The sequence below is a fragment of the Pedobacter sp. AK013 genome (assembly GCF_014205835.1).
Lineage (GTDB): Bacteria > Bacteroidota > Bacteroidia > Sphingobacteriales > Sphingobacteriaceae > Pedobacter.
In genome coordinates, this window is record NZ_JACHCQ010000026.1 from 34185 (window position 1) to 54983 (window position 20799).

Consider the following 20799-nt stretch of genomic DNA (forward strand, 5'->3'; position numbering starts at 1 on the left):
TTTATTGTAATTTTTGGCACTTTTTAGTGTAAAAACATCATAGTATTAGGGTTCTAATCAGATTTAACAGTTGTTTTACAATTAAATATAAACCTGGGTTACTGATGTCGGTTTAACAGCGATTTTTTATAATTAAATCAACACCCTTTATCATAATATGGAATCAATTTATTCTAAAATTTAATTCTGTATAAGTGCTTGTTTCCATAATTTAAAATAATGCAAATTTATTCCTGTTTAGAATATTGAATTAAATCATTTTTTTAAAAAAGATAATTTGTAGGCGGCGTTTATAAACAAAAATGATGGGTGAAAAACAAAAATGTTAATAACTTTCAGTTTTTATAACATTACATTTGGATAACATTTGTATAATCAATACTTTTGACAACCAACAATAAGCCCATGTGGTGTACGTTAATGTGTAAGTGAATACCCAAACATAACTGTATAACATGATTAAAAAAATTTTGTTTTCTTCTCTAATTGCTATTTGCACGCTCTCAGCCGCATTTGCGCAAACAAAAACAAAAGAATCTGGTAAAGAATTAAATGATCCTGATAACCTTGCATCCCAATATTTTTCGCAGGTTATGGGCGTTGCGGTAGATGCAACTTCGAATTTAAAACTATACAAGTTTATTTACGAATGGATCGGAACTCCTTATAGTTATGGTGGAAACACCAAAAGAGGCATCGATTGTTCGGCTTTCACCAAAGCGATTTACGATAAAGTTTTCAACACCACCATTAGAAGAAATTCGCGCGATATTTTCAGCATGGTAGATCCGTTATCAAAAGAAGATTTAAAAGAGGGCGATTTGGTTTTCTTCAAGATTAAAAGCAGAAGTATTTCACATGTTGGTATTTACCTGGGCGATAATAGATTTGCACATGCATCAAGTTCTCGTGGTGTGGTAATCAGCAACCTCAACGAACCTTATTACAGCCGTTATTTTTATAAGGGTGGTCGTGTTTTAGAATCGTTTAAGAAAGAATTCACTGTAGAATAAATCAGTTAACAGTTGACGATTTTCAGTTAACCGTTAATTAAAAATATAGAATCCTCCTAAAGAAATTTTCGGAGGATTTTTTGTTTAACACAACTCCAATCCGTCATTTCGAGCGGAGTGAAACGTAGTCAAGATAGCTCTCCACGTTCCATTCGAAATGACGACTACAATAAATGCCTAATGAAGTTCATCAATACCATCCTAATCTTACCTTTTATCCTAATTGTTTTAATTAGTTGCACGAGCAATAATGCACAGGTTACTGTTCCTGTAACAAAACAAGACACGGTGATTAGAAAAATAAAGGATACGATATCCATTACTGCTGTAGGCGATATTATGCTCGGCTCCGCTTTCCCATCTAAAACAAACCTGCCGCCCGATGATGCGGTAAACAGCTTTCGTGCGGTTGATAGTTTATTAAAAGGAGATATTGTTTTTGGAAACTTAGAGGGTTGCTTCCTGAACTCAGGCAATTCGAACAAATGTAACGGCATTAATCCGAACAACTGTTATGCTTTTAGAATGCCAGAGCGTTATGCCGGGATATACAAGGAGGCAGGATTTAATGTTTTAAGCATTGCCAATAACCATGTTGGCGATTTTGATGCTAAAGGGAGGAAAAATACAGCAAGGATTTTAGATTCGCTACAAATCCATTACGCCGGGCAGGTAAACAAACCTTTTGAAGTTTTTGAAAAAGACAGTGTAAAGTATGCGTTCTGCGCTTTTGCCCCGAATGAGAATACAGTGTCTATTAATAAGATTGACAGTGCAAAGGCTTTAGTAGCCCGTTTAAAATTATTGGCCGATATTGTGATTGTTTCTTTTCATGGTGGAGGTGAAGGTGCAAGGTTTGAGCATGTTCCCCGCAAAAACGAGATTTTTTATAAAGAGAACAGGGGCAATGTTTATGCCTTTGCACATGCAGTTATCGATGCCGGTGCCGATGTGGTGCTGGGGCATGGTCCGCATGTAACAAGAGCTGTTGAAGTTTATAAAAATAAATTCATCGCTTACAGTTTGGGCAATTTTTGTACCTATGGGATGTTCAGCTTAAATGGTAATAACGGTATTGCGCCTTTACTTCAGCTAAAAATAAATGCGAAAGGCGATTTTCTATATGCGGATATTACATCAGTTAAGCAGGATAAAATTAACCGTTTAACCTTGGATGTTAATCATGGCGCTTTTAAACGGATCAGAGAACTAACAGATGCTGATTTTATTGGCCATAACTTGAAATTTGCTGATAACAGAATCAGTTTAAAAGATTAATCTTCTACGACATCAATCTCAATTTATTTCAGAATATTTGTGGTATGAAACCATCATGTTTTTCAAACCACACAGTGATCTGCATAAACGGCTCGAGCTTTCTTGAGCACCGTTAAAACTTCACATTGGCTGAAAAAGCTGATCGTTTCATCAACTTTAAAATAATTATATACGGATGAAAAAAGGACTAATACTTCATTATATCATAGGTATTGCAGCTGCAATTTTAGTATTGGCAGCAGCCTACTACATCAACCGAAATCCTGATAACTTATTATCTGCAGGAATTATTATCCTGGCAGGTTGCCTGGTTGCTTTTAGCCAATACCAGATCATTAAACAAAAAAAGAAGCAATAGTATAACGGCAATTATTCTCCAGGCAACAAAGGGTGAAAATTTTAAAAGGGTATTTACCTTCGTCTCGCCATAGGAGCTGGTGTTGTACTTTTTCTGCTATCTAAAAAATTTAGGAGAAAAGCCTGGTTTAGCTCTCGTCCTTCGTATTCTTCACCAGGCCAATTCCTGATACAAAAAATATAAGCCCGATGATGCCGTAAACCATCAATCCCCTTGTGTTTTGACTATGGTTTACAAAACCGTACCCGGCATAAATTAAACCGATAATCCCCAATATGGTTAATATCGTTCCGAAAGTGCGTTTTACGTTCATGTGGTTGTCTTTTTTATAAAATATAGACAAAATATTCTCGCTTTTGTTTTAAACCAAAAAAGCAGCCCATCTCATTAACTGGATGGGCTGCTTTTATTAGATGAAAAGATAATTTACCAGACTCCTAATCGGTTTGTTGGAGCGATATACATTTTCGCCGTAGTAGGAATGTTGAATGCCTTATAAAAGGCTTCCATATTATATACGGGGCCATTTACACGGAACATCTCCGGGCTATGTGGATCTGTCTTTAACCTTACGCGCATGCTTTCGTCACGGGTTTTGATTCTCCACACTTGGGCAAAACTTAAGAAGAAGCGTTGATCAGGCGTAAAACCATCAATCTTTTTGTCGCCTTTGCCTTGCTCAGTTAATTTAAAAGCATCATATGCAATGTTTAAGCCACCAATATCGGCCAGGTTTTCACCTAAAGTTAGCGAGCCATTTACATGCTGATTATCCAATAGCGAGAAGTTATTGTAAAATGTTTCTACTTTACCAGCTTTGATCTTAAATTTATCAGCATCGGCTTTGGTCCACCATTCTTTTAAGTTGCCTACGGCGTCATACTGGCGACCTTGATCATCGAAACCATGCGTCATTTCATGACCAATTACCGCACCTATTGCACCATAGTTAATGGCATCATCTGCAGCAAAATCAAAGAACGGGAACTGTAAAATTCCGGCAGGGAAAACAATTTCGTTGAACGATGGATTGTAATAGGCGTTAACGGTAGGGGGAGTCATTCCCCACTCTGTTTTATCTACATTTTTGCCCAGTTTATCCATCATTTCTTTGTAGGCATGCTTGCTTGCTGATTGAAGGTTTGCATAATAAGTGTTTTTCGAAATTTCTACATCATCGTACTTTTTCCATTTATCAGGATAGCCTATTTTTTTGATGAATGCATTTAGTTTTTCTAAGGCTTTCTTTTTGGTTTCTGGCATCATCCAATCTACCTTTTGGATTCTTTCTGCATATACTTTCTGTAAATTGTTTACCAAGGTTAACATACGCGCTTTAGCCTCTGCCTTGAAATATTTTTCGGCATATAATTGGCCTAAAAGCTCGCCTAAGTTACGATCGGTAGCATTTACAATGGCTTTCCATCTTTCTGTTGGCGCTTGCTGACCATAGAGTGTTTTAGAGAAAAAATCGAATTTAGCATCTCTGAATTTCTTGGTAAAAGCATTAGCCGATCTGTTTAAAGCATCAAACTTTAATTTTTCTTTCCAGATTTCGATAGGCTGGCTTTTAACCAGTGCTGATAAGGTTTGATAATATTTTGGCTGCCTCACGATAACGGTATCTGTGTTTGCGCCCAGTTTACTTAAAACAGATTTCCACTCAATATTGGGTGTCTGCTTTTGAAAATCAGCCACCGTCATTTTGTTATAGTTTTTCTGTGGATCGCGGAGTTGCACTGGAGTTGAATGCGATTGTGCAATCGCTGTTTCCAGTTTTAAAATATTGTCGGCATATTTACTCGCATTCGCAGAATCACTTGACAGGTTAAAAATTTTTGTGATGTATTTGATGTACTCGGCTCTGATTTTTTTTGCCTTATCATCTTGTTCTAAATAATAACTGCGATCAGGCAGGGTAAGACCAGCCTGCGAAAATGATAAAGCATTTTTAGTGCTTAATTTATCATCTGGTTCTACACCAAAGCCCAATAAATCTCCCTCACCATCTTTATAGCCGTCGGCTATAAAATTAATTAAATCCTTATCGTTTTTAATCCCATCTATTTTACTTAATAGTGGTTTTATAGGTTCGATGCCCAACTTTTCGATGGTAAGGGTATCCATTCCACTGGTATAGAAATCGCCAACTTTCTGTTCGGTACTTCCTTTGGCTGCATTAGCTTTTGAAGCGTTTTCGAGAATACTGTTCAGATTCTTCAGGTTATCATTATATAGCGTATAAAAAGAACCCCAGCCTGTTTCGGTTTTAGGAATTTCAGTATTTTTCATCCATTTTCCATTGGCATATAAGAAAAAGTTATCGCCGGGTTTTACAGTGGTATCCATGCCAGCCTTATCGAAAAATTCGGTACGTGCATTTACTGTATCGGTTTCTTGATGGCTCTTATTCTGGCATGCTGCAAACAGCAAAACGCCTGCCGCCGGAAGAAATAATTTAATTTTCATCTGTCTATAATTTGTTTTTTTTAAGGTGATGAAGCGATCAGATTTGTTCATCCCACTGCGTGGTTTGAAAAATCATGATGGTTTCATTGTATATAAGTTAGTTAGAAAATCTAAAGCTACAAAATGCCTGATGTAGTTTGCATGAATTTTTTATAACTTCATAAAAAAATCTAATTATGCAATACACCGTTTACATTTTAGTAGTAATAGGAGTTATTATACTACTAAGTTCGTTCGTTACCGTTAAACAGGGCACCATTGCGGTGGTAACCGTTTTTGGTAAGTACCAAAGGCTCTTAAGGCCAGGTTTAAATTTTAAAATCCCTTTAATAGAGCAGATTTATTCGCGGATATCGATCCAAAACCGCTCTGTAGAGCTTTCTTTTCAAGCGGTAACACAAGATCAGGCCAATGTTTACTTCAAGGCCATGCTTCTTTATTCTGTAATTAACCAAGATGAAGAAACCATCAAAAATGTAGCATTTAAATTTGTTGATGCCACCAACTTAATGCAGGCTTTGATTAGAACTATCGAAGGTTCTATCCGTGCATATGTTGCTACGCAAAAGCAGGCAAATGTATTGGCCCAGCGCAACGAAATTGTGCTTCATGTTAAGGAGCAGATTGACCAGGTTTTAGACGGATGGGGTTACCATCTTCAGGATCTTCAATTAAACGATATTACTTTCGATGAAGAAATTATGCGATCAATGAGTCGTGTAGTAGCTTCAAACAACTTAAAAGCAGCGGCGGAGAATGAAGGACAGGCATTGCTGATTACCAAAACCAAAGCTGCAGAAGCAGATGGTAATGCAATTAAAATTGCCGCTACAGCAGAGCGTGAAGCTGCTCAGTTACGCGGACAGGGTATTGCCTTGTTTAGGGAAGAAGTTGCAAAAGGTATGACTAACGCTGCACACGAAATGCAACAGGCGAATTTAGACACTTCTGTAATCTTATTTACCATGTGGACAGAGGCCATTAAGCAATTTGCAGAATATAGCGAGGGCAACGTAATCTTTTTAGATGGCAGTACTGAGGGCATGAACAAAACCATGAAAGAAATGATGGCAATGCAAATGACCAAACAGAACGAGCCTACCGGAAAGAAATAAGCTATTTTAGCCCTCTAAGGTTTGTTGTGCTGTTAGATGTTACCATCTGACATTAAAATTTAAAGATGAATTATCTAGTGTCAGATAGAAATATCTGACACCACGAAAATAACTATTTTAGACCTCATAGGTTTTTTAAAAAACAAAAAGGCCGCTTTAGTTTGCTAAAGCAGCCTTTTACTGTGCCTATCGTCATGCTGAACTTGTTTCAGCATCTTTCTAGTTATATAGACCCTGAAATAAATTCAGGGTGACGACTAGGAGTTAAAACATATATTTCTTAGTTATTTTTTTGTATCACACCTAAGTTCATTACATAGTTACCAGATTGTTGCATAAAATCGCCCATTACTTTTAACGATTCATCTTCAATAAAATCGAAAGCATCCTGTTTGGTAATTTTATCTCCTTTTTTAATGGCTGGCAATCCTCTTAATGCCCTTAACTCATTTTGTCTGGCTAGTGTTTTAGTTTCTTGCGCATCGCGCTCTGCTTTAAGTTTGGCCTCGTTTAAGGTTACGGAAACCTCACTATCACGTTTTTTAAGGTCCGCAATATCTTGTTTCAGGTATTTAAAGTCCAATGAGTTTGCAATACGCTGTTCGCTATTTTTAATCAATTGTGCCTTAACAGGAGTCAGATTGGCAACTGCTTTAAAGTTAGAGCTTGGAATAACATCCCATGGCAAAGCTGATGGCTCTGTATCTTCACCAATTTTATCCATTGGGTAAATAGAAGGGAAAACAACATCAGGCATTACCCCTTTATGTTGTGTACTGCTACCTGCCACGCGGTAAAATTTAGCCATGGTTAAATTGATCTGACCTAAATTAATATCAGCAGGATTAGCACTGCTAGGAGATGTTCCAACAGTTTTATCTTTCGAGATTAACCCTGCCACCCTTTGCAGCATACTTGGGTTTACGAGTTTATTTAAATCGATTGAAGATTGAACGGTACCTTTACCATAGGTTTGGCTACCCATAATAATACCGCGTCCGTAATCTTGTATTGCTCCAGCAAAGATTTCTGATGCTGATGCACTTAAACGGTCTACCATTACACCAAAAGGGCCATCCCAAGCTACACCGCTGTTTTCATCTTCATCTACTTCAATTTTACCGCGTAAGTCTTTTACCTGAACAACAGGTCCTTTATCAATAAATAAACCGGTCAATGATATGGCTTCAACCAATGAACCGCCACCGTTTCCGCGTAAATCCATTACTATGGCATTTACCTTATCGTAAGTTTTTAACGAGTCGATTAATTTTCTAACGTCGCGGGTGGTACTTTTGTAATTTTTATCGCCAGCGTTAGCTGCTTTAAAATCAGCATAAAATGCCGGTAAAGTAATAATTCCGATTTTATAATCTTTACCATTACTGTTAATGGTTTTAACTTTTTTCTTGGCAGATGTTTCTTCCAGAACAATTTTATCACGAACCAATTCGATAATTACTGGTTTAGATGACATTTCTTTTCCTACAGGGATTACTTTTAAACGCACCTTAGTGCCTTTCGGGCCTTTGATTTTCGCTACAGTGTTATCTAATCTCCAACCTACTACATCAACAAACTCTCCATCACCCTGGGCTACGGCAATAATACGATCGCCAGCGCTCAGTTGTTTGCCTTTAAAGGCAGGTCCACCTGCAATAATTTCGGAAATTTTAACTACTTCATTTTCTAATTGTAAGCGGGCGCCAATACCTTCGAAAGAACGAGACATATCTTCATTAAATGCTGCCGCATTAGTTGGGTTAAAATAATTGGTATGCGGATCAATCGATTCGGTAAAAGCATCCATTAAAATCTGGAAAACATCCTGATTATTGGTTTTTGAGGTTTGCGACTGTAAGTTTTGATAACGTTTAGTTAATGTTTCTACATTCTTTGCTTCGGCCGTACCAGCTAAATTTAAGTTGATCAATTCGTATTTAACACGTTTTTTCCAGGTATCATTTAATGCTGCAGAAGAAGTTGCCCAAGGCTGCTTCTCTCTGTCGTATACATAAGTGTCCGTTTGATTAAAATCAAATTTTGTTTTAATCTGTGCTAGAGAATAAGTAAAATATTCGTTTAATCTTTTGGCATAAACATTATAGATAAAAAATGGGCCACTTAAATCACCATTTTTAAAATCATCATCCAGGGTATATCTGTATTTCTCAAATTCTTTGATATCCGATGCAAGGAAGTAATTTTTGCCCTGATCTAGCGATTTGATGTATTTATCTAAAATGATCGAAGAAATAGAATCATTAATCTGGATTTTTTTATAATTATAACTCTCAATTAAATTTACAACCTCTTTTATAACGAGTTGTTGCTGCTCATCAGGTTTCACATTGGTAATACCCTCAACCATTGGCTGAGTTTTAGGTGCAGCATGACAAGCAAGCACTGCCGCAGTAAAAATTACAAAAAATATTCTCTTTAACATCTCTTTAAATGATTTAAAATCCATTTCCAATTCTATATAGCCAATATGATACCATTTTAGCAAAAAAACAAAAAAGAGACAGCATTATTACCGTCTCTTGTTAAAACTTTATCAAATCTAACTAAAAGCTTTTTATTTAACAATTTCTTATGTAGAACGTTGAGCGTTATTTTTTGTTTTGTTCGGTGCCCAAAATTTGACCGATTACAGACCTTTAAAGGTTATAAGGATCAATAATGCAGGAAATTTTAGCGGAAAATAAGTATTTAAATTAGCTTGGGTTTACCTTTTTACTGGTGGTTTTGCTGGCAATCATTTCCCTGGCATCTTTAATTTGCGTTTTATACTGGGTAGTTTTGATGGAGTTGGCCAGCCATTCGGCCGATTTCAGATCCCTTAGTGCAAGCGTAAAATCTTTCTTTTTAATTTTAACCTGTACAATACCTAAAATAGATTCGATATAAGCATTGTTGCTTTTTAACTGCTTTGCGAGAATACCTTGTTGCGTATAAAACCACATTGATTGGGTATACTTGGTATTGGCCAGGTAAACTTTGCCTAAAAGATTATAGGTGTTCATTACCCCGGTTCTGTTCCCGGTTTTTGAATAATTTTTTAAGGCTACGTTTAAAAGAATCTGCTCTGCATCAGTGAACCGGCCAAGTTGATAATGCATATTGCTCATTTTGATAATGGCCTGTCCGTACCTGTTGAAATTTTTTACGGCATTATACTCGAAAGCTGCTTTGCCAAATAAGGTGAGGGCTTCGTTATAATCGCCTTTTCGCTCTAAATCTTCTGCTTCCTCAAAAAAAGAATTCCCATCCTCCAAATCAAACTTAGATACTGCTATATTGATAGCACTACCATTAGGTTCTTGGGACTCAGATTTATCTATATTTTGAGCTTGTAGTTGTAATGATGCAAAAAGGCCAATTAAAGCCAATACAATCTTGGTCATGCAACAAAAATAATACTTTAAATCTAATTTTAGCTAAATACCTGTAAATTAACATCAAAAGACGCCCAAACCATGTATGGATGCGAGTCGCAATGGTAAACTTCTCCAGCTGCAGATATGCCTACAATGCCTGCAAAGCCATCAAAAGCTTTAAGTTCGGTAAAAGATTTATCTGATGCTTCCTTTAAAGAAAAACCATCAGTAACACGGGTTACAATTTTAGCAGCTAAGGCACCACTTACAATATCTTCGCCTACTCCGGTACAAGAAATACCCGCATATTGATTGGCGTAATTGCCTGCAACGGTTGCAGAATCGCTAACCCGACAAGGGATTTCGAATCCTTTTCCGCCTGTGGAGGTTGCTGCTGCTAAATTCCCATCTGCATCGAGTGCTACACAGCCTACCGTTCCTTTATTGTTCTTTTGGTTTAATTTAGTTTCGTATTCTGATTGACGCTGTAGGGTAATGGGGTTGAAGTATTCGAATCCATTTGCTCTTGCAAATTGCTGGGCTCCGGCGCCACTAAGTACCCGGTCATCATATGTTAGCAGGTTTTGTGCAATTTGTATAGGGTTTTTAACATCCTCTACATTAATTACACCGCTAAATTTTTCAGTTTTGCCATCCATTAGGGCCGCGCTTAACCTCACCTTTCCATCACTCTGAATCTGCGAACCGATACCTGCATTAAAAAGCTCGTTATCTTCTAACAGCGCAACAGTATAGACCACTGTTTCTAAAGCAGTATGTGTTTTTAGATATTCGTGCCCGAGCGTAACAATTAAAGCTAAAGCATCTTGTTTAGCCTTTTTTGTTTCCTGGTTGGTAGCTGATTCGCTGAAGAAGCCGCCGTGTATGATTAGTTTCATTTTTTCTTATTGTAGTATTAGGTAGCAAGATTGGGTAAGTGCTAACTGAAAATCGCCTACTGTCAACTGCTACCTGAATTATCCTATAGGAACAACCTTTGGGTGATGGATGACTAAGCTATGGTCTGTTAAATCATAAACGTCACCATCGCACATTACGTGTACCACCATGTTTTTGATTGAAACAGGCTGTCCCATTTCTACATCAGTTAAATTGGTATCGGCCATGTTCCGGCCATCTACCAAAATTACCATACCAGAACCAATGGCTTCCATCGTATGGCCATCAGAGATGAAAAGTCCGGTATCTTCACCAAGACCAATCCCTAAAATACCAGGATTACTGGCAGCAGCATATAACAAACGGCCAATTCTTCCACGTTGAACAAAATGTGTATCTACAATAACATCATCAATAAAGCCTAATCCACCGGTAATTTTAACCTCTCCTTTAAGTAAAGCATCTTTGCTGCTACCCTGGTAAATCATATTTTTAGAACTGGCAGCGGCCCCAGCAGAAGTTCCGGCAATGACCACAGGCTCATCCCTGTATTTTTCCAGCAAGAGGTGGTGGATTTTTGTTCCGCCAAAGATTGAAGAAAGACGGAGCTGATCGCCACCGGTAAAGATAATTACCTCTGCTGCTTTGATACGCTCATAATTTTCATCAGAATTGGCTTCTTCCCGGTTCTTAATATTAAGAACACCAACATTATGTACATCTAATTGTGCATAAGCCTTGATATATTCCTCACCAACTTTTTCGGGCATTAATGACGCCGTAGTGATGATCTCGAAGCGGGATTGGGTATCCCTTAATGATTCTGTAGTAATCCGTTTTAAAATTCCACGCTCAAAAAAATTCATATTCTCAGGCAGTCCAAATTGCGTTTCTGCGAAGCTACCTGTGTTTATTGCGCCACCAATGATGATGAGTTTACCTTTCGGAACCATTTTTTGTGTATTATAATTGTATCAAAAAACCCAAATATATAGGCTTAAGATAAAAAACACGACTTTTTTTGTCAAGAATATTCAATTTATTAACAAACGTTAAAATATTATAACGTAAAATTAACGGTGTTGTACTTGAAAATAAAACAAATAGGCGCTAAAATTGATTTAGGTAAATGGGGCGTCTAATTCCAAAATAAATGCATAATTTACAGTCATCAATTTTATTCTAAAAATTGAGTTAAAAAGGCTATCCCAAATCCTTGTTTAAAATAAAAAACGAACAAAACATTACATGAAGATATTAAACATACAAGTATTAAGAGGGCCAAATATATGGTCGATTAGCCGGAAGAAATTGATCCAGATGCGGTTGGATTTAGAAGATTTAGAACAAAGACCAACAAATGTAATAGAAGGTTTTAGTGAAAGGATTGAGAAACTGTTGCCCAGTATGTTTACCCATCGTTGCTCAAAAGGTGTTGAGGGGGGATTTTTTACCCGCGTTAAAGAAGGAACCTGGATGGGGCACGTAATTGAGCACATTGCGCTCGAAATTCAGACGCTCGCTGGTATGGAAACTGGATTTGGCAGAACTCGCATGACCAAAACCGAAGGGATTTACAATGTAGTTTTTAGTTATCTGGAAGAAAAGGTTGGTGTTTATGCTGCTGAAGCCGCAGTTAAAATTGCCGAAGCCCTGATTAATAATGAAGAATACGATTTGGAGCACGATATCCGTAGGATGAAGGAAATACGCGAGCTAGAGGCATTGGGTCCAAGTACAGCCTCTATCGTAGAAGAGGCAGTGAGTAGAAGTATTCCTTGGATCAGGCTGAATAAAAGTTCGTTGGTACAGTTAGGTTATGGTAAAAATCAGGTCCGTTTTAGGGCGACTATGACTGAAAAAACCAGTAGTATTGCAGTAGATATTGCCAGCAACAAGGAAGAAACGAAACGCTTGCTTACCGAAGCAGCCATTCCGGTAGCCTCTGGGGTAACCATTTCAAATCCTGATGATCTGGAAGCAGCTGTAAAAAAAGTTGGATTTCCTTTAGTTTTTAAACCACTTGATGGCAACCATGGCAAAGGCGCAACCATTAATGTGAAAACGATGGAAGATGCTTTGGCCGCTTTTGAATATGCCAAAACCTATTCGAGAAGGGTAATTATAGAAAAATTCATTACCGGCTTCGATTTTAGGGTGCTGGTAATCGATCATAAAGTTATTGCCGCAGCACAGCGCGATCCTGCACATGTTAAAGGGAACGGAATTCATACCATTCAAGAGTTAATTGATAAGGAAAATGAAGATCCACGTCGTGGTTATGGTCACGAAAATGTGTTAACAGAAATTGCTGTTGACCGGGATACATTGGATCTGCTGGCCAAAAAAGAATATACTTTAGAAACCATTCCGGAAAAGGGAGAAGTGGTTTACTTAAAATCTACAGCAAATTTAAGCACAGGTGGAACATCTATTGATGTAACTGATATTGTTCATCCTCAGAATATTTTTATCTGTGAGAGGATTTCGAGGGTAATCGGATTAGATATCTGCGGTATCGATATCATGGCGCAGAACCTTACCCAGCCCTTAACAGAAAATGGAGGAGTGGTTTTGGAGGTTAATGCAGCACCAGGGTTTAGAATGCACCTGGCACCGAGCGAAGGTTTGCCTAGAAATGTAGCTGCATCGGTTATTGATATGCTCTATCCTCAAGGGAAGTTGTCGCAAATCCCGATTATTGCCGTAACCGGAACAAATGGAAAAACCACTACCACACGTTTAATTGCACACATTATCCGTAGCAATGGTAAACGTGTAGGTTTTACCACCAGCGATGGGGTATATGTACATAACACCATGCTGATGAAGGGTGATACCACTGGGCCTGTAAGTGCCGAGTTCATTTTAAAAGATCCGACAGTAGAGTTTGCGGTGCTGGAAACTGCCCGTGGCGGAATTTTAAGAGCAGGCTTAGGGTTTAATGCCTGCGATATTGGCGTGGTTACCAATATTCAGGAAGATCACCTGGGTATTTCTGATATCCACAATCTTGACGATTTAACCCGGGTTAAAGCTGTTGTAATTGGGGCAGTACGCCGTAAAGGTTGGGCTGTATTGAATGCCGATAATGGTTATTGCGTTCGTATTGCTAAAGATGCCCGTTGTAATGTGGCTTATTTCAGCATGGATGAAAATAATCCTGTAGTTAAAGAACATTGTAAAAAGGGTGGTATTGCAGCCATTTATGAAAATGGATATATTACCATTAAAACTGGCGACTGGAAATTAAGAGTAGATAAAGCCACCCACATTCCTTTAACTTTTGGTGGTTCTGTAAACTTTATGATCCAAAATGTGCTTGCAGCAACACTTGCAACCTATTTATGGGGCTATAAACCCGAAGATATCCGCTTATCATTAGAAACCTTTATCCCTTCTGCAGCACATACGCCAGGAAGGATGAATATTTTCAGGTTCAAAGATTTTAAAGTATTGGTCGATTTTGCGCATAACCCTGATGGATTTAATGGTGTAAAAGGTTTCTTACAAGGCGTAGAGGCTACAGAACATGTAGGCATTATTTCTGCAACGGGAGATAGAAGAGATGAAGACATTATCGAAACAGCCCGTATTTCTGCACAGATGTTCGATAAAATTTATGTTTGTCAGGAGAAATACCTGCGTGGCAGACAACAACAGGATTTAGTTGATCTGCTGGTAAAAGGCATTAAGGAAGTTGATCCTAATAAAGAGATCATCATCAATAATAAAAGTACCGAGTGCTTGCGAATCGCTATTGAAGCTGCTAAAAAGGGTTCTTATCTGACAATTTTAAGTAACACGATTGATAATACGATTCAACGTGTTACTGAACATTTGGACCGAGAGTTAGAATCGTAAATACTTAGTTTACCCTGCCGCCGATCGTCATTTCGAGCAGAATGCAATGAAGCCGAGAAATCTTTCTTGATAGATATCTCCACTCCGCGTTGCTCCAGGAGATGACGAAACCCTGTAACAAAAAACCTCCTCCGATAATAAATCGAAGGAGGTTTTTTTGTTTTTAATATTTCGCTCTATGCCTCAGCATCACGTAATCTTTTAATTTCATCATGCGATTCTCTTAAGGTTGCCTTTTGTTCTGAAATTAAATCTCTGATGTTTGAAGGAATGTTTTCTTCCTCTAAGGCCATTTTATACGCATTTTGTGCAGCGTCCTCTCCAAACTCACAATTGTTCAAAACGGTTTTACGGTCGTGGCCAGTAAAAAACGCTTTAACATCCATCCAGGCTCTATAAATTTTACCAGAATTGGTGGTGCCTGTTTCAACATCTTCGCCCAAGGCCGATATTTCTGTCGCTAAAGCCATTTTATATTTTTGACTTTCGCCTATCATATTTAAAAATAGCGTCTTTAAGTCGGTATCACCATCTTTTAATTCCTGACGGGCTTTCTCATAACCTTCAATACGATCGTTATTAATTTGAACCAGATCGTTTAATACCTCTGCTGTTGCTGTTGTCGTTTTCATGTTTTTATTTTTATAGTTTCGATGTATAAAAGCAACATGACCAATTAAAAAAAGGTTTGTCATTTTTTTAATTGTCTACAACAGTGAGCTATATCGGCTTAATTATTTCTTTGAAAAGTATTGTGCAAGCTTTTCTTTTACAAAACTCCTAACACGGGTTACCATATTGCCTTTCCTTTTAATCAGAAAACTCTTAATGGCTTTGTATGCAATGGGGTCTTCGGCTATTACAGTTGGAAATTCGACAATTGGTTTGGGGTTGATAATTACATTATAGATATCGTTTATTCCTGAGTGTACACCAGTGCCATCATGGCCAATATTGTTAACGAGTGATTGCGATGGATTAAGCGTAATACCTCCTTTTAAAAAGATAGAGGCATACCATCTTATGGCCCAGCTATTATTTTTCCCTTTTTTAAATTCCTGCATCTGTTTCCAGAAATTCATTTTATTATCGATGGAAAATGCAGCTCTTTTCTTTTTATCAAACTGTTTAATAAGAATATTAATATCTGGTTCAAAGTTTTTCCATGCCCTTCCCCATGTTGCCCACCCCCAACTTGTAGCTGCCCTGTAGAAAAAGGATTGTGAAAGATTATCTGATTTTAGTGGATACATATAGGCCCCAACATGCATTACTTTTTCCTCTTCGCGATAATGATTTAGAGCGTTGTTAAAATAAGCTAAAGTATGAGGCGAGGTAACAAGGTCATCTTCAAAAACAATTACCTGATCGTATTCTGTTACTAACTGGGTTACACCCGCAATTACAGCGTTAGCCAGGCCAGCATTATCTTTTCTTTCAATTACTTTAACAGATTTAAAACCCTTCGTTTTATTGATGATTTTCCTCACTTCAGCAACATTTTCCTCTTCGCGAATGGTTTTTGCCCCATCCGAAAAGATGTATAAATGGCTTTCAGCAGCCAGTTCGTTCTGTTGCAGGAATTGTAAAGTACGCTCGGTATGCTGCGGACGGTTGTATACGAAAAGTGCTATTGGGGCAAGGTTTTGCATTTTTGTTTTACGATTGAAGCTTTATAGGGGTAATCATAGTAATAAGTTGGCCACATCTTTCACCATATAAGAAATTTAAGGTTCATTTAAGGCAAAGCAAAAATATACTAATAAATTGATTCATATAGCTCGTTTACATATGTTTTTTGTCCTTCTGAAAAGATATGCAAACAATTAAAATTTATCATTAGTCCGAGCGGTAGCCTTAGTAACTTCATATAAGTTAGTAGTTGGGCGACATGAATTGGTGCAGTATTTTCTACAGCTTTAAACTCAACTACAAGGGAATCTTCAATTAATAAGTCACACCTTAGTTCTGAATCAATTAATAACCCTTTATAATCTATTGGGATTGTTAACTCGGATTTGAAGTTTATATTTCTGATTTCCAGTTCGTGAATCATGCACTTATGATAAGTACATTCTAATAGTCCTGGGCCTAAGGTTTTATGCACCTCAATGGCTGCTCCGTTTACCTTGTAAACTAAGTCCTTTAAGTAATTTCTAGTTAATAACATTCCTTTGTTTATATTTATTAATAATCAACTAGGGATGTATTTTAACAGATTTAATTTCTATTGCAATATATTAAATTAAAGTTTGGTAGTAGTAGCAACCCACACTTATATTTTCTTCTATTCCTTATATGGTTAAATGGCCACGATAAAATTCCAATTATTAAGATAAGAGTATATTATATCCAGTTATGGTTTTCGCCATACAAGAAGCTTAAGGTTCATATAAGTTTGGGGGGGTATGCCCTGTATTCACATTTAACCACTAAAATATATGCAGGTTATGGTCAGATTTTTTGGTTAACACAGTATAGGCATTGGCAAACCGTTCTTGTTTTTTCTTCCCAAACAAATTGCCTAAGGTTTTTTTAATCCGGTATTCCAGTTCGATTTTTAGGTTTTTAGAAAATGTTTTAGGTGCCTTTTTATTGATAAACTCATTAAACTTTACCGTTTCTGGTGCAGTCATTGATACTTTATCTTCTAAAATTTCTAAACCTTCGCTCTGTAACAAGAACCTTAAAGAAGTTGGTGTGTACATGTTAATATGCCCATAATCAAGAAAATGTTTCATTCTTTGGTCTACACCGAAGCGATAATCTTTAGGTACTTCAACTACAATATATTTTGCTACCCTCTTCAATTCACGGATCAGGATCCGCTCATGTTCTACGTGTTCTAAAACGTGCGCAAGAATAATCAGATCAAATGAATCATCTTCATAAGGGATTTTATATCCGTCAAAAGTTTGTGCTTCTTTTAAACTGGCGAGGTTACGGTCTTTTATAATGTCGACGCCACTTTGTGCAATTTCTAAAGCATAAAGTTCTGGCGCGAAGTGCCAATCATTTAAAAAATGTAAAATACTGCCATCTCCGGCGCCAACCTCGAGTACCTTCTTAGGCTTTAGCCCTTTGCAAACATCAACAATATTCTGTGCTTTATATTTTGCGCCAAGCATTCTCCATGCTACATCGCTATTGGTATAAAAATTATCGTAGGCTGTTTTTACTTCTTCGCTTAACATTATGCTCAATAATCTAAATACCTAAACAATTATCCTGTTTATAAAAAACCGAGGTTGCTTTTTCGTAAAAAAGGCCTGGCGAAATTCCACTAAAACTGATTTCTTTGAAACCTTGGGCCTTTAAAAGCCCACGGGCCGGGTTATAAACTTCACGTTCACTATCATCCAAAACCAGCACACCATTAGCTGATAACGCAGCCACGCTATACTTGCAACAGTTTACACGATCGCGCCCATCAACAATAATAATGTCGAATTTTTTATCAAGTAAGGTTGCTTTTTTAGCGTATTCCCCGTCCTTTTCTAATTGGCAGAATATCATTTCGGCATTGGCTGGGCTTGAATTTTTTACTTTATCAAACCAGCCTTTATCATGCTCCACAGAAGTTACAGAGGCCGCTCTTTCTGCATAAAAAATAGTAGAACTGCCAGAGCCATATTCGAAAATGTGTTGTGTTTTGTTTATCCGCTCTTTAATAAAATCGATAAACGAATAGGTTACCCAAGGCAAAGCTTTCCCTTGTCCGTCTACGGCCTGTTTTTTATCGAAGGCGGTAAACCAGCCAATGCTGTTCAGGTAGCCTTTATGTCCGTAAGATAATAATGCCTTAAGCCTGCTTGGCTTTGCAATTAATGTGGTTAATGCTTTAAGAGTACTCAACGTTTAAATATTTTTTGAAATGCGGTGACCAAAAATAATGATTTTAACATCATTATACCTTGTTGTCTGGTTTTAGGGATTAATAAAATATAAAATGCCGAACAGGCACAGGCTATTAAGGTTGCAATTGATGCTCCAATACCAGCATAGCGTGGTATTAGCCAAAAGTTTAACATGATATTTATGATCGCTCCAAAAGCGGTACGGTAAAAGGAAATCTTTGTAAATCCCTCTGCCAATAAGTACTGGGAGCTGGCACTTCCTAAAAAGACAAATACACCCGACCAAATGTGGATGGGTAACATGTGTTCTGCACCTTCAAAACGATTATCGTAAATAATACGAATAATGAGTGTTGATGCAAAAGTAATAATTACTGCAACAGGCAAACTTATTGCAACTAATAGGTCATATAGGTTTTGCAGGCGTTTAATGTAGCGGCCATGATCTGTTTTACGGGCATTTATCAGCGCCGGAAAAACTGAAGTAACAATAGCTACAGGGATAAAATACCAGGCCTCGCTAATTTTGGCCACGGCGCTATAAATTCCAACAGCACTACTCCCTTCTGTTTTTAGCATCACCTGGTCTATTTTCATGTAAATAGATACCATAACAGCCGATAGTATTAGAGGAGCTGATTGCTTTAAAAGTGATTTTGCCCGAGTTTTCTTAAAATGCCAGTTAAATAGGCTTAATCCTTTATTTTGATAAAGTAAAACGAGGCCAAGGGCTAAAATAAAACCATCGAAAACCAATGCCCAGGCAAACCAAATTACAGGCAAGTGTAAAACAACTAATAAAATTTTTACTAGCGCCGAAAGTATTACACAGATATTTTGAATGTGCACTACATACTTAGATTGTACCTGTGATTGAAAGTAGGAATCGATTACATTAAATGATTTAAAAAACGCGGCAAAAGACAGTAGTGCAACCACATAGGTTAATGGTTCGCCAGGATTATCTGACAATTTATGAAAAACAAGATATAAACCGATTGAAATGGGGATCAATAATAGGTTAACGCCTAACCTTAGTAATAAGGAAGTTCCTAATATTTCATCTTTTTTATCCGGGTCATTTAATATTTCTCTAATGATGAACGTATCCAAGCCTAAGGCTCCAATAGCTGCAGCAATAGCCGTAAATGCATCGGCAAAGCTTAAATCACCGAAGGAAATTGGCCCCAGGAACCTGGCGACAACAAAGCCAACAATCATGCTCAGTATTTTGCCAAACATAACCCACCCTGTATTTTTTAAATACTTGTTAAACGCTTCTTCATCAAAACCTTTTATGGCGGGTAATTTCATTAACGCAAAGATGTAAAAAAATGTGCGTTAAGTTAGATGCTGAAAATTCAAAATATTAAGGGCACCATGAATACACGATTATTTCCCTTCATTTTTTGCCTCCAGAGCTTTTGTTTCTGAAGTTTTAGTTTCAGGTGTTGGTATAGGAGTTGTATTTACAGCCGGGACAGGTTTGCTATTTAAAGGTGCGCCAACAGCAATATCACACCTATGGTTAGGCTGGCCGTGAGGTGGATTTAAACCCTTCCCGGTTTTTATAGCTACGGTTTGCTTTACTGCTGGCTGTGTGGTCACTATCTGCGTTGGTTTACTATCCAGAGGGGCACCAATCGCAATATCACATCTGTGGCCAGGTTCCCCGTGTTTAGGATTAAGTTTTTTACCTGATGTATTTATTGCAGGAGTCGTCGGAACGGTCACTGGCTGTGAACTAACACTTTTTTGTGGTTGAACTGCAGCTGTTTGGTGTAATGGTGCGCCAACGGCCAATGCGCAGGTATGCCCAGCCTCGCCATGTGGCGGATTGAAAATAAGGTTGGTTTTGGCTTGCTGTGCTGCAGGCTGAACAGTATTGCTTTTTTGGAGTCCCTGTATCCCGGTAGGAGTTGGAATAACTGCCTGGGTAGTTTCTTTCTTTTCGCTATTGCAGGCGCAAAGAACAGCAATGGCTAATAGATAAAAGGCATTTTTCATGGCGCTGAATTTAGTTTACCCAAATATGGCGAAATTAATTTACGCCTAAAAACTCTTTTCTATCCTTTCTAACTGCTTGAGGTGGTGTTTTAAATGAATTTCGATAAACCTTAACCATTGTTTGGCATTTAAGTAGCCTAGCCGTGGGTGTTTTGTTTTACAATCGGCTTCTGCGTTGGCAATTAAAGGGTAATTATCATCAAGACCTTTTTCAAATTCTAAAATAAAATCGAGTGCTTCTGTTTTGCTGATTTTTTTAACACGCTCAGCCAGTCTTTTCGGAACTTTATACTTTTTTGACGGCGGCAGGGTGCCTAAAAGCAAAATCAGTTTTACAATAAAAAGTGTGGGTTTGTTTTCACCTTTACTGCTTGCTGCGCGTTCAAGTGCAATTAAGGAGAGTAAGCTTGAATCGAAAATATGCGAATATACTTCACTGTAACTCCAACCGGCAATAGGTGGAGTGATTTGAAAAATATCTTCAGAATAGTGAGATAATTTCGATTTATAGGCATCGACAATTTTATGTATCGATGCCTTAATTTTTGCAGCCGTCAT

19 protein-coding genes are annotated in these 20799 nt (G+C 37.6%); 5 read left to right on the forward strand and 14 right to left on the reverse strand.

The features are described from left to right. Nucleotides 1–455: 455 nt before the first annotated feature. The 3 genes from HDC90_RS17075 to HDC90_RS17085 all read left to right on the forward strand — a co-directional run bounded on the left by HDC90_RS17075 (nucleotide 456) and on the right by HDC90_RS17085 (nucleotide 2649). Nucleotides 456–1013 carry a C40 family peptidase gene (locus HDC90_RS17075; RefSeq protein ID WP_184468520.1) on the forward strand — a complete coding sequence of 186 codons (558 nt, stop codon included), beginning with the start codon at nucleotides 456–458 and terminating at the stop codon, nucleotides 1011–1013. 180 nt (nucleotides 1014–1193) lie between these two features. Then, nucleotides 1194–2291, forward strand: a complete 1098-nt coding sequence (locus HDC90_RS17080) for a CapA family protein (protein WP_184468522.1) — start codon at nucleotides 1194–1196, stop codon at nucleotides 2289–2291. Between the two features lie 175 nt (nucleotides 2292–2466). Further along, complete coding sequence (locus tag HDC90_RS17085) at nucleotides 2467–2649, forward strand: hypothetical protein (protein WP_184468524.1); 183 nt, start codon at nucleotides 2467–2469, stop codon at nucleotides 2647–2649. A 127-nt stretch (nucleotides 2650–2776) separates the two neighbouring features. On the opposite strand, the gene HDC90_RS17090 is transcribed toward HDC90_RS17085, so the two are convergent. After that, a complete protein-coding gene (locus tag HDC90_RS17090; protein ID WP_132395471.1) occupies nucleotides 2777–2962 on the reverse strand; it encodes a hypothetical protein in 186 nt (61 codons plus the stop codon). Nucleotides 2963–3075: 113 nt separating this feature from the next. Beyond that, nucleotides 3076–5118, reverse strand: a complete 2043-nt coding sequence (locus HDC90_RS17095) for a M13 family metallopeptidase (RefSeq protein ID WP_184468527.1) — start codon at nucleotides 5116–5118, stop codon at nucleotides 3076–3078. Between the two features lie 176 nt (nucleotides 5119–5294). On the opposite strand from HDC90_RS17095, the gene HDC90_RS17100 reads away from it, so the two are divergent. After that, nucleotides 5295–6233 (forward strand): SPFH domain-containing protein, encoded by a 939-nt coding sequence (locus HDC90_RS17100; RefSeq protein ID WP_184468529.1) that lies wholly within the window; start codon nucleotides 5295–5297, stop codon nucleotides 6231–6233. A gap of 280 nt (nucleotides 6234–6513) precedes the next feature. Here the strand turns inward: HDC90_RS17100 and HDC90_RS17105 are convergent, their stop codons facing one another. The 4 genes from HDC90_RS17105 to HDC90_RS17120 all read right to left on the reverse strand — a co-directional run bounded on the left by HDC90_RS17105 (nucleotide 6514) and on the right by HDC90_RS17120 (nucleotide 11466). Next, entirely contained in the window at nucleotides 6514–8679 is a 2166-nt protein-coding gene (locus HDC90_RS17105; protein WP_255497732.1) for a carboxy terminal-processing peptidase, read from the reverse strand. 271 nt (nucleotides 8680–8950) lie between these two features. Continuing rightward, entirely contained in the window at nucleotides 8951–9640 is a 690-nt protein-coding gene (locus HDC90_RS17110; RefSeq protein WP_184468533.1) for a hypothetical protein, read from the reverse strand. Nucleotides 9641–9669: 29 nt separating this feature from the next. Further along, complete coding sequence (locus tag HDC90_RS17115) at nucleotides 9670–10512, reverse strand: isoaspartyl peptidase/L-asparaginase (RefSeq protein ID WP_184468535.1); 843 nt, start codon at nucleotides 10510–10512, stop codon at nucleotides 9670–9672. Between the two features lie 78 nt (nucleotides 10513–10590). Then, nucleotides 10591–11466, reverse strand: coding sequence for a cyanophycinase (locus tag HDC90_RS17120; RefSeq protein ID WP_184468537.1), 876 nt, complete (start codon nucleotides 11464–11466; stop codon nucleotides 10591–10593). A gap of 295 nt (nucleotides 11467–11761) precedes the next feature. Between HDC90_RS17120 and cphA the strand changes: the two genes are divergently transcribed. Next, on the forward strand, nucleotides 11762–14377 hold the full coding sequence (gene cphA, locus HDC90_RS17125; RefSeq protein WP_184468539.1) for a cyanophycin synthetase: 2616 nt from the start codon (nucleotides 11762–11764) through the stop codon (nucleotides 14375–14377). A 176-nt stretch (nucleotides 14378–14553) separates the two neighbouring features. Here cphA and HDC90_RS17130 read toward each other — a convergent pair whose 3' ends face one another. The 8 genes from HDC90_RS17130 to HDC90_RS17165 form a co-directional block, all read right to left on the reverse strand. Continuing rightward, nucleotides 14554–15009 carry a PA2169 family four-helix-bundle protein gene (locus HDC90_RS17130; protein WP_184468541.1) on the reverse strand — a complete coding sequence of 152 codons (456 nt, stop codon included), beginning with the start codon at nucleotides 15007–15009 and terminating at the stop codon, nucleotides 14554–14556. Nucleotides 15010–15111: 102 nt separating this feature from the next. Further along, nucleotides 15112–16029, reverse strand: a complete 918-nt coding sequence (locus HDC90_RS17135) for a glycosyltransferase (RefSeq protein WP_184468543.1) — start codon at nucleotides 16027–16029, stop codon at nucleotides 15112–15114. A gap of 107 nt (nucleotides 16030–16136) precedes the next feature. Continuing rightward, the gene (locus tag HDC90_RS17140) at nucleotides 16137–16547 is read right to left on the reverse strand and encodes a GxxExxY protein (protein ID WP_184468545.1); all 411 of its coding nucleotides are present in this window, start codon (nucleotides 16545–16547) and stop codon (nucleotides 16137–16139) included. A gap of 262 nt (nucleotides 16548–16809) precedes the next feature. Beyond that, complete coding sequence (locus tag HDC90_RS17145; RefSeq protein ID WP_184468547.1) at nucleotides 16810–17571, reverse strand: class I SAM-dependent methyltransferase; 762 nt, start codon at nucleotides 17569–17571, stop codon at nucleotides 16810–16812. A 13-nt stretch (nucleotides 17572–17584) separates the two neighbouring features. Beyond that, nucleotides 17585–18232 (reverse strand): FkbM family methyltransferase, encoded by a 648-nt coding sequence (locus HDC90_RS17150; protein WP_184468549.1) that lies wholly within the window; start codon nucleotides 18230–18232, stop codon nucleotides 17585–17587. Further along, nucleotides 18229–19548, reverse strand: a complete 1320-nt coding sequence (locus tag HDC90_RS17155) for a flippase (protein ID WP_184468551.1) — start codon at nucleotides 19546–19548, stop codon at nucleotides 18229–18231. The genes HDC90_RS17150 and HDC90_RS17155 overlap by 4 nt, the downstream gene beginning before the upstream one ends. A gap of 78 nt (nucleotides 19549–19626) precedes the next feature. Beyond that, nucleotides 19627–20241, reverse strand: coding sequence for a hypothetical protein (locus HDC90_RS17160; protein ID WP_184468553.1), 615 nt, complete (start codon nucleotides 20239–20241; stop codon nucleotides 19627–19629). Between the two features lie 45 nt (nucleotides 20242–20286). Beyond that, nucleotides 20287–20799: a DinB family protein gene (locus HDC90_RS17165; RefSeq protein ID WP_184468555.1), complete on the reverse strand. Its 513-nt coding sequence runs from the start codon at nucleotides 20797–20799 to the stop codon at nucleotides 20287–20289.

Excerpts from the sequence above, each read along its gene's own strand:
- HDC90_RS17075 (WP_184468520.1), top strand. The coding sequence starts at position 456 with ATGATTAAAAAAATTTTGTTTTCTTCTCTAATTGCTATTTGCACGCTC.
- HDC90_RS17080 (WP_184468522.1), top strand. The coding sequence starts at position 1,194 with ATGAAGTTCATCAATACCATCCTAATCTTACCTTTTATCCTAATTGTT.
- HDC90_RS17085 (WP_184468524.1), top strand. The coding sequence starts at position 2,467 with ATGAAAAAAGGACTAATACTTCATTATATCATAGGTATTGCAGCTGCA.
- HDC90_RS17090 (WP_132395471.1), bottom strand. The coding sequence starts at position 2,962 with ATGAACGTAAAACGCACTTTCGGAACGATATTAACCATATTGGGGATT.
- HDC90_RS17095 (WP_184468527.1), bottom strand. The coding sequence starts at position 5,118 with ATGAAAATTAAATTATTTCTTCCGGCGGCAGGCGTTTTGCTGTTTGCA.
- HDC90_RS17100 (WP_184468529.1), top strand. The coding sequence starts at position 5,295 with ATGCAATACACCGTTTACATTTTAGTAGTAATAGGAGTTATTATACTA.
- HDC90_RS17105 (WP_255497732.1), bottom strand. The coding sequence starts at position 8,679 with ATGTTAAAGAGAATATTTTTTGTAATTTTTACTGCGGCAGTGCTTGCT.
- HDC90_RS17110 (WP_184468533.1), bottom strand. The coding sequence starts at position 9,640 with ATGACCAAGATTGTATTGGCTTTAATTGGCCTTTTTGCATCATTACAA.
- HDC90_RS17115 (WP_184468535.1), bottom strand. The coding sequence starts at position 10,512 with ATGAAACTAATCATACACGGCGGCTTCTTCAGCGAATCAGCTACCAAC.
- HDC90_RS17120 (WP_184468537.1), bottom strand. The coding sequence starts at position 11,466 with ATGGTTCCGAAAGGTAAACTCATCATCATTGGTGGCGCAATAAACACA.
- cphA (WP_184468539.1), top strand. The coding sequence starts at position 11,762 with ATGAAGATATTAAACATACAAGTATTAAGAGGGCCAAATATATGGTCG.
- HDC90_RS17130 (WP_184468541.1), bottom strand. The coding sequence starts at position 15,009 with ATGAAAACGACAACAGCAACAGCAGAGGTATTAAACGATCTGGTTCAA.
- HDC90_RS17135 (WP_184468543.1), bottom strand. The coding sequence starts at position 16,029 with ATGCAAAACCTTGCCCCAATAGCACTTTTCGTATACAACCGTCCGCAG.
- HDC90_RS17140 (WP_184468545.1), bottom strand. The coding sequence starts at position 16,547 with ATGTTATTAACTAGAAATTACTTAAAGGACTTAGTTTACAAGGTAAAC.
- HDC90_RS17145 (WP_184468547.1), bottom strand. The coding sequence starts at position 17,571 with ATGTTAAGCGAAGAAGTAAAAACAGCCTACGATAATTTTTATACCAAT.
- HDC90_RS17155 (WP_184468551.1), bottom strand. The coding sequence starts at position 19,548 with ATGAAATTACCCGCCATAAAAGGTTTTGATGAAGAAGCGTTTAACAAG.
- HDC90_RS17160 (WP_184468553.1), bottom strand. The coding sequence starts at position 20,241 with ATGAAAAATGCCTTTTATCTATTAGCCATTGCTGTTCTTTGCGCCTGC.
- HDC90_RS17165 (WP_184468555.1), bottom strand. The coding sequence starts at position 20,799 with ATGACGGCTGCAAAAATTAAGGCATCGATACATAAAATTGTCGATGCC.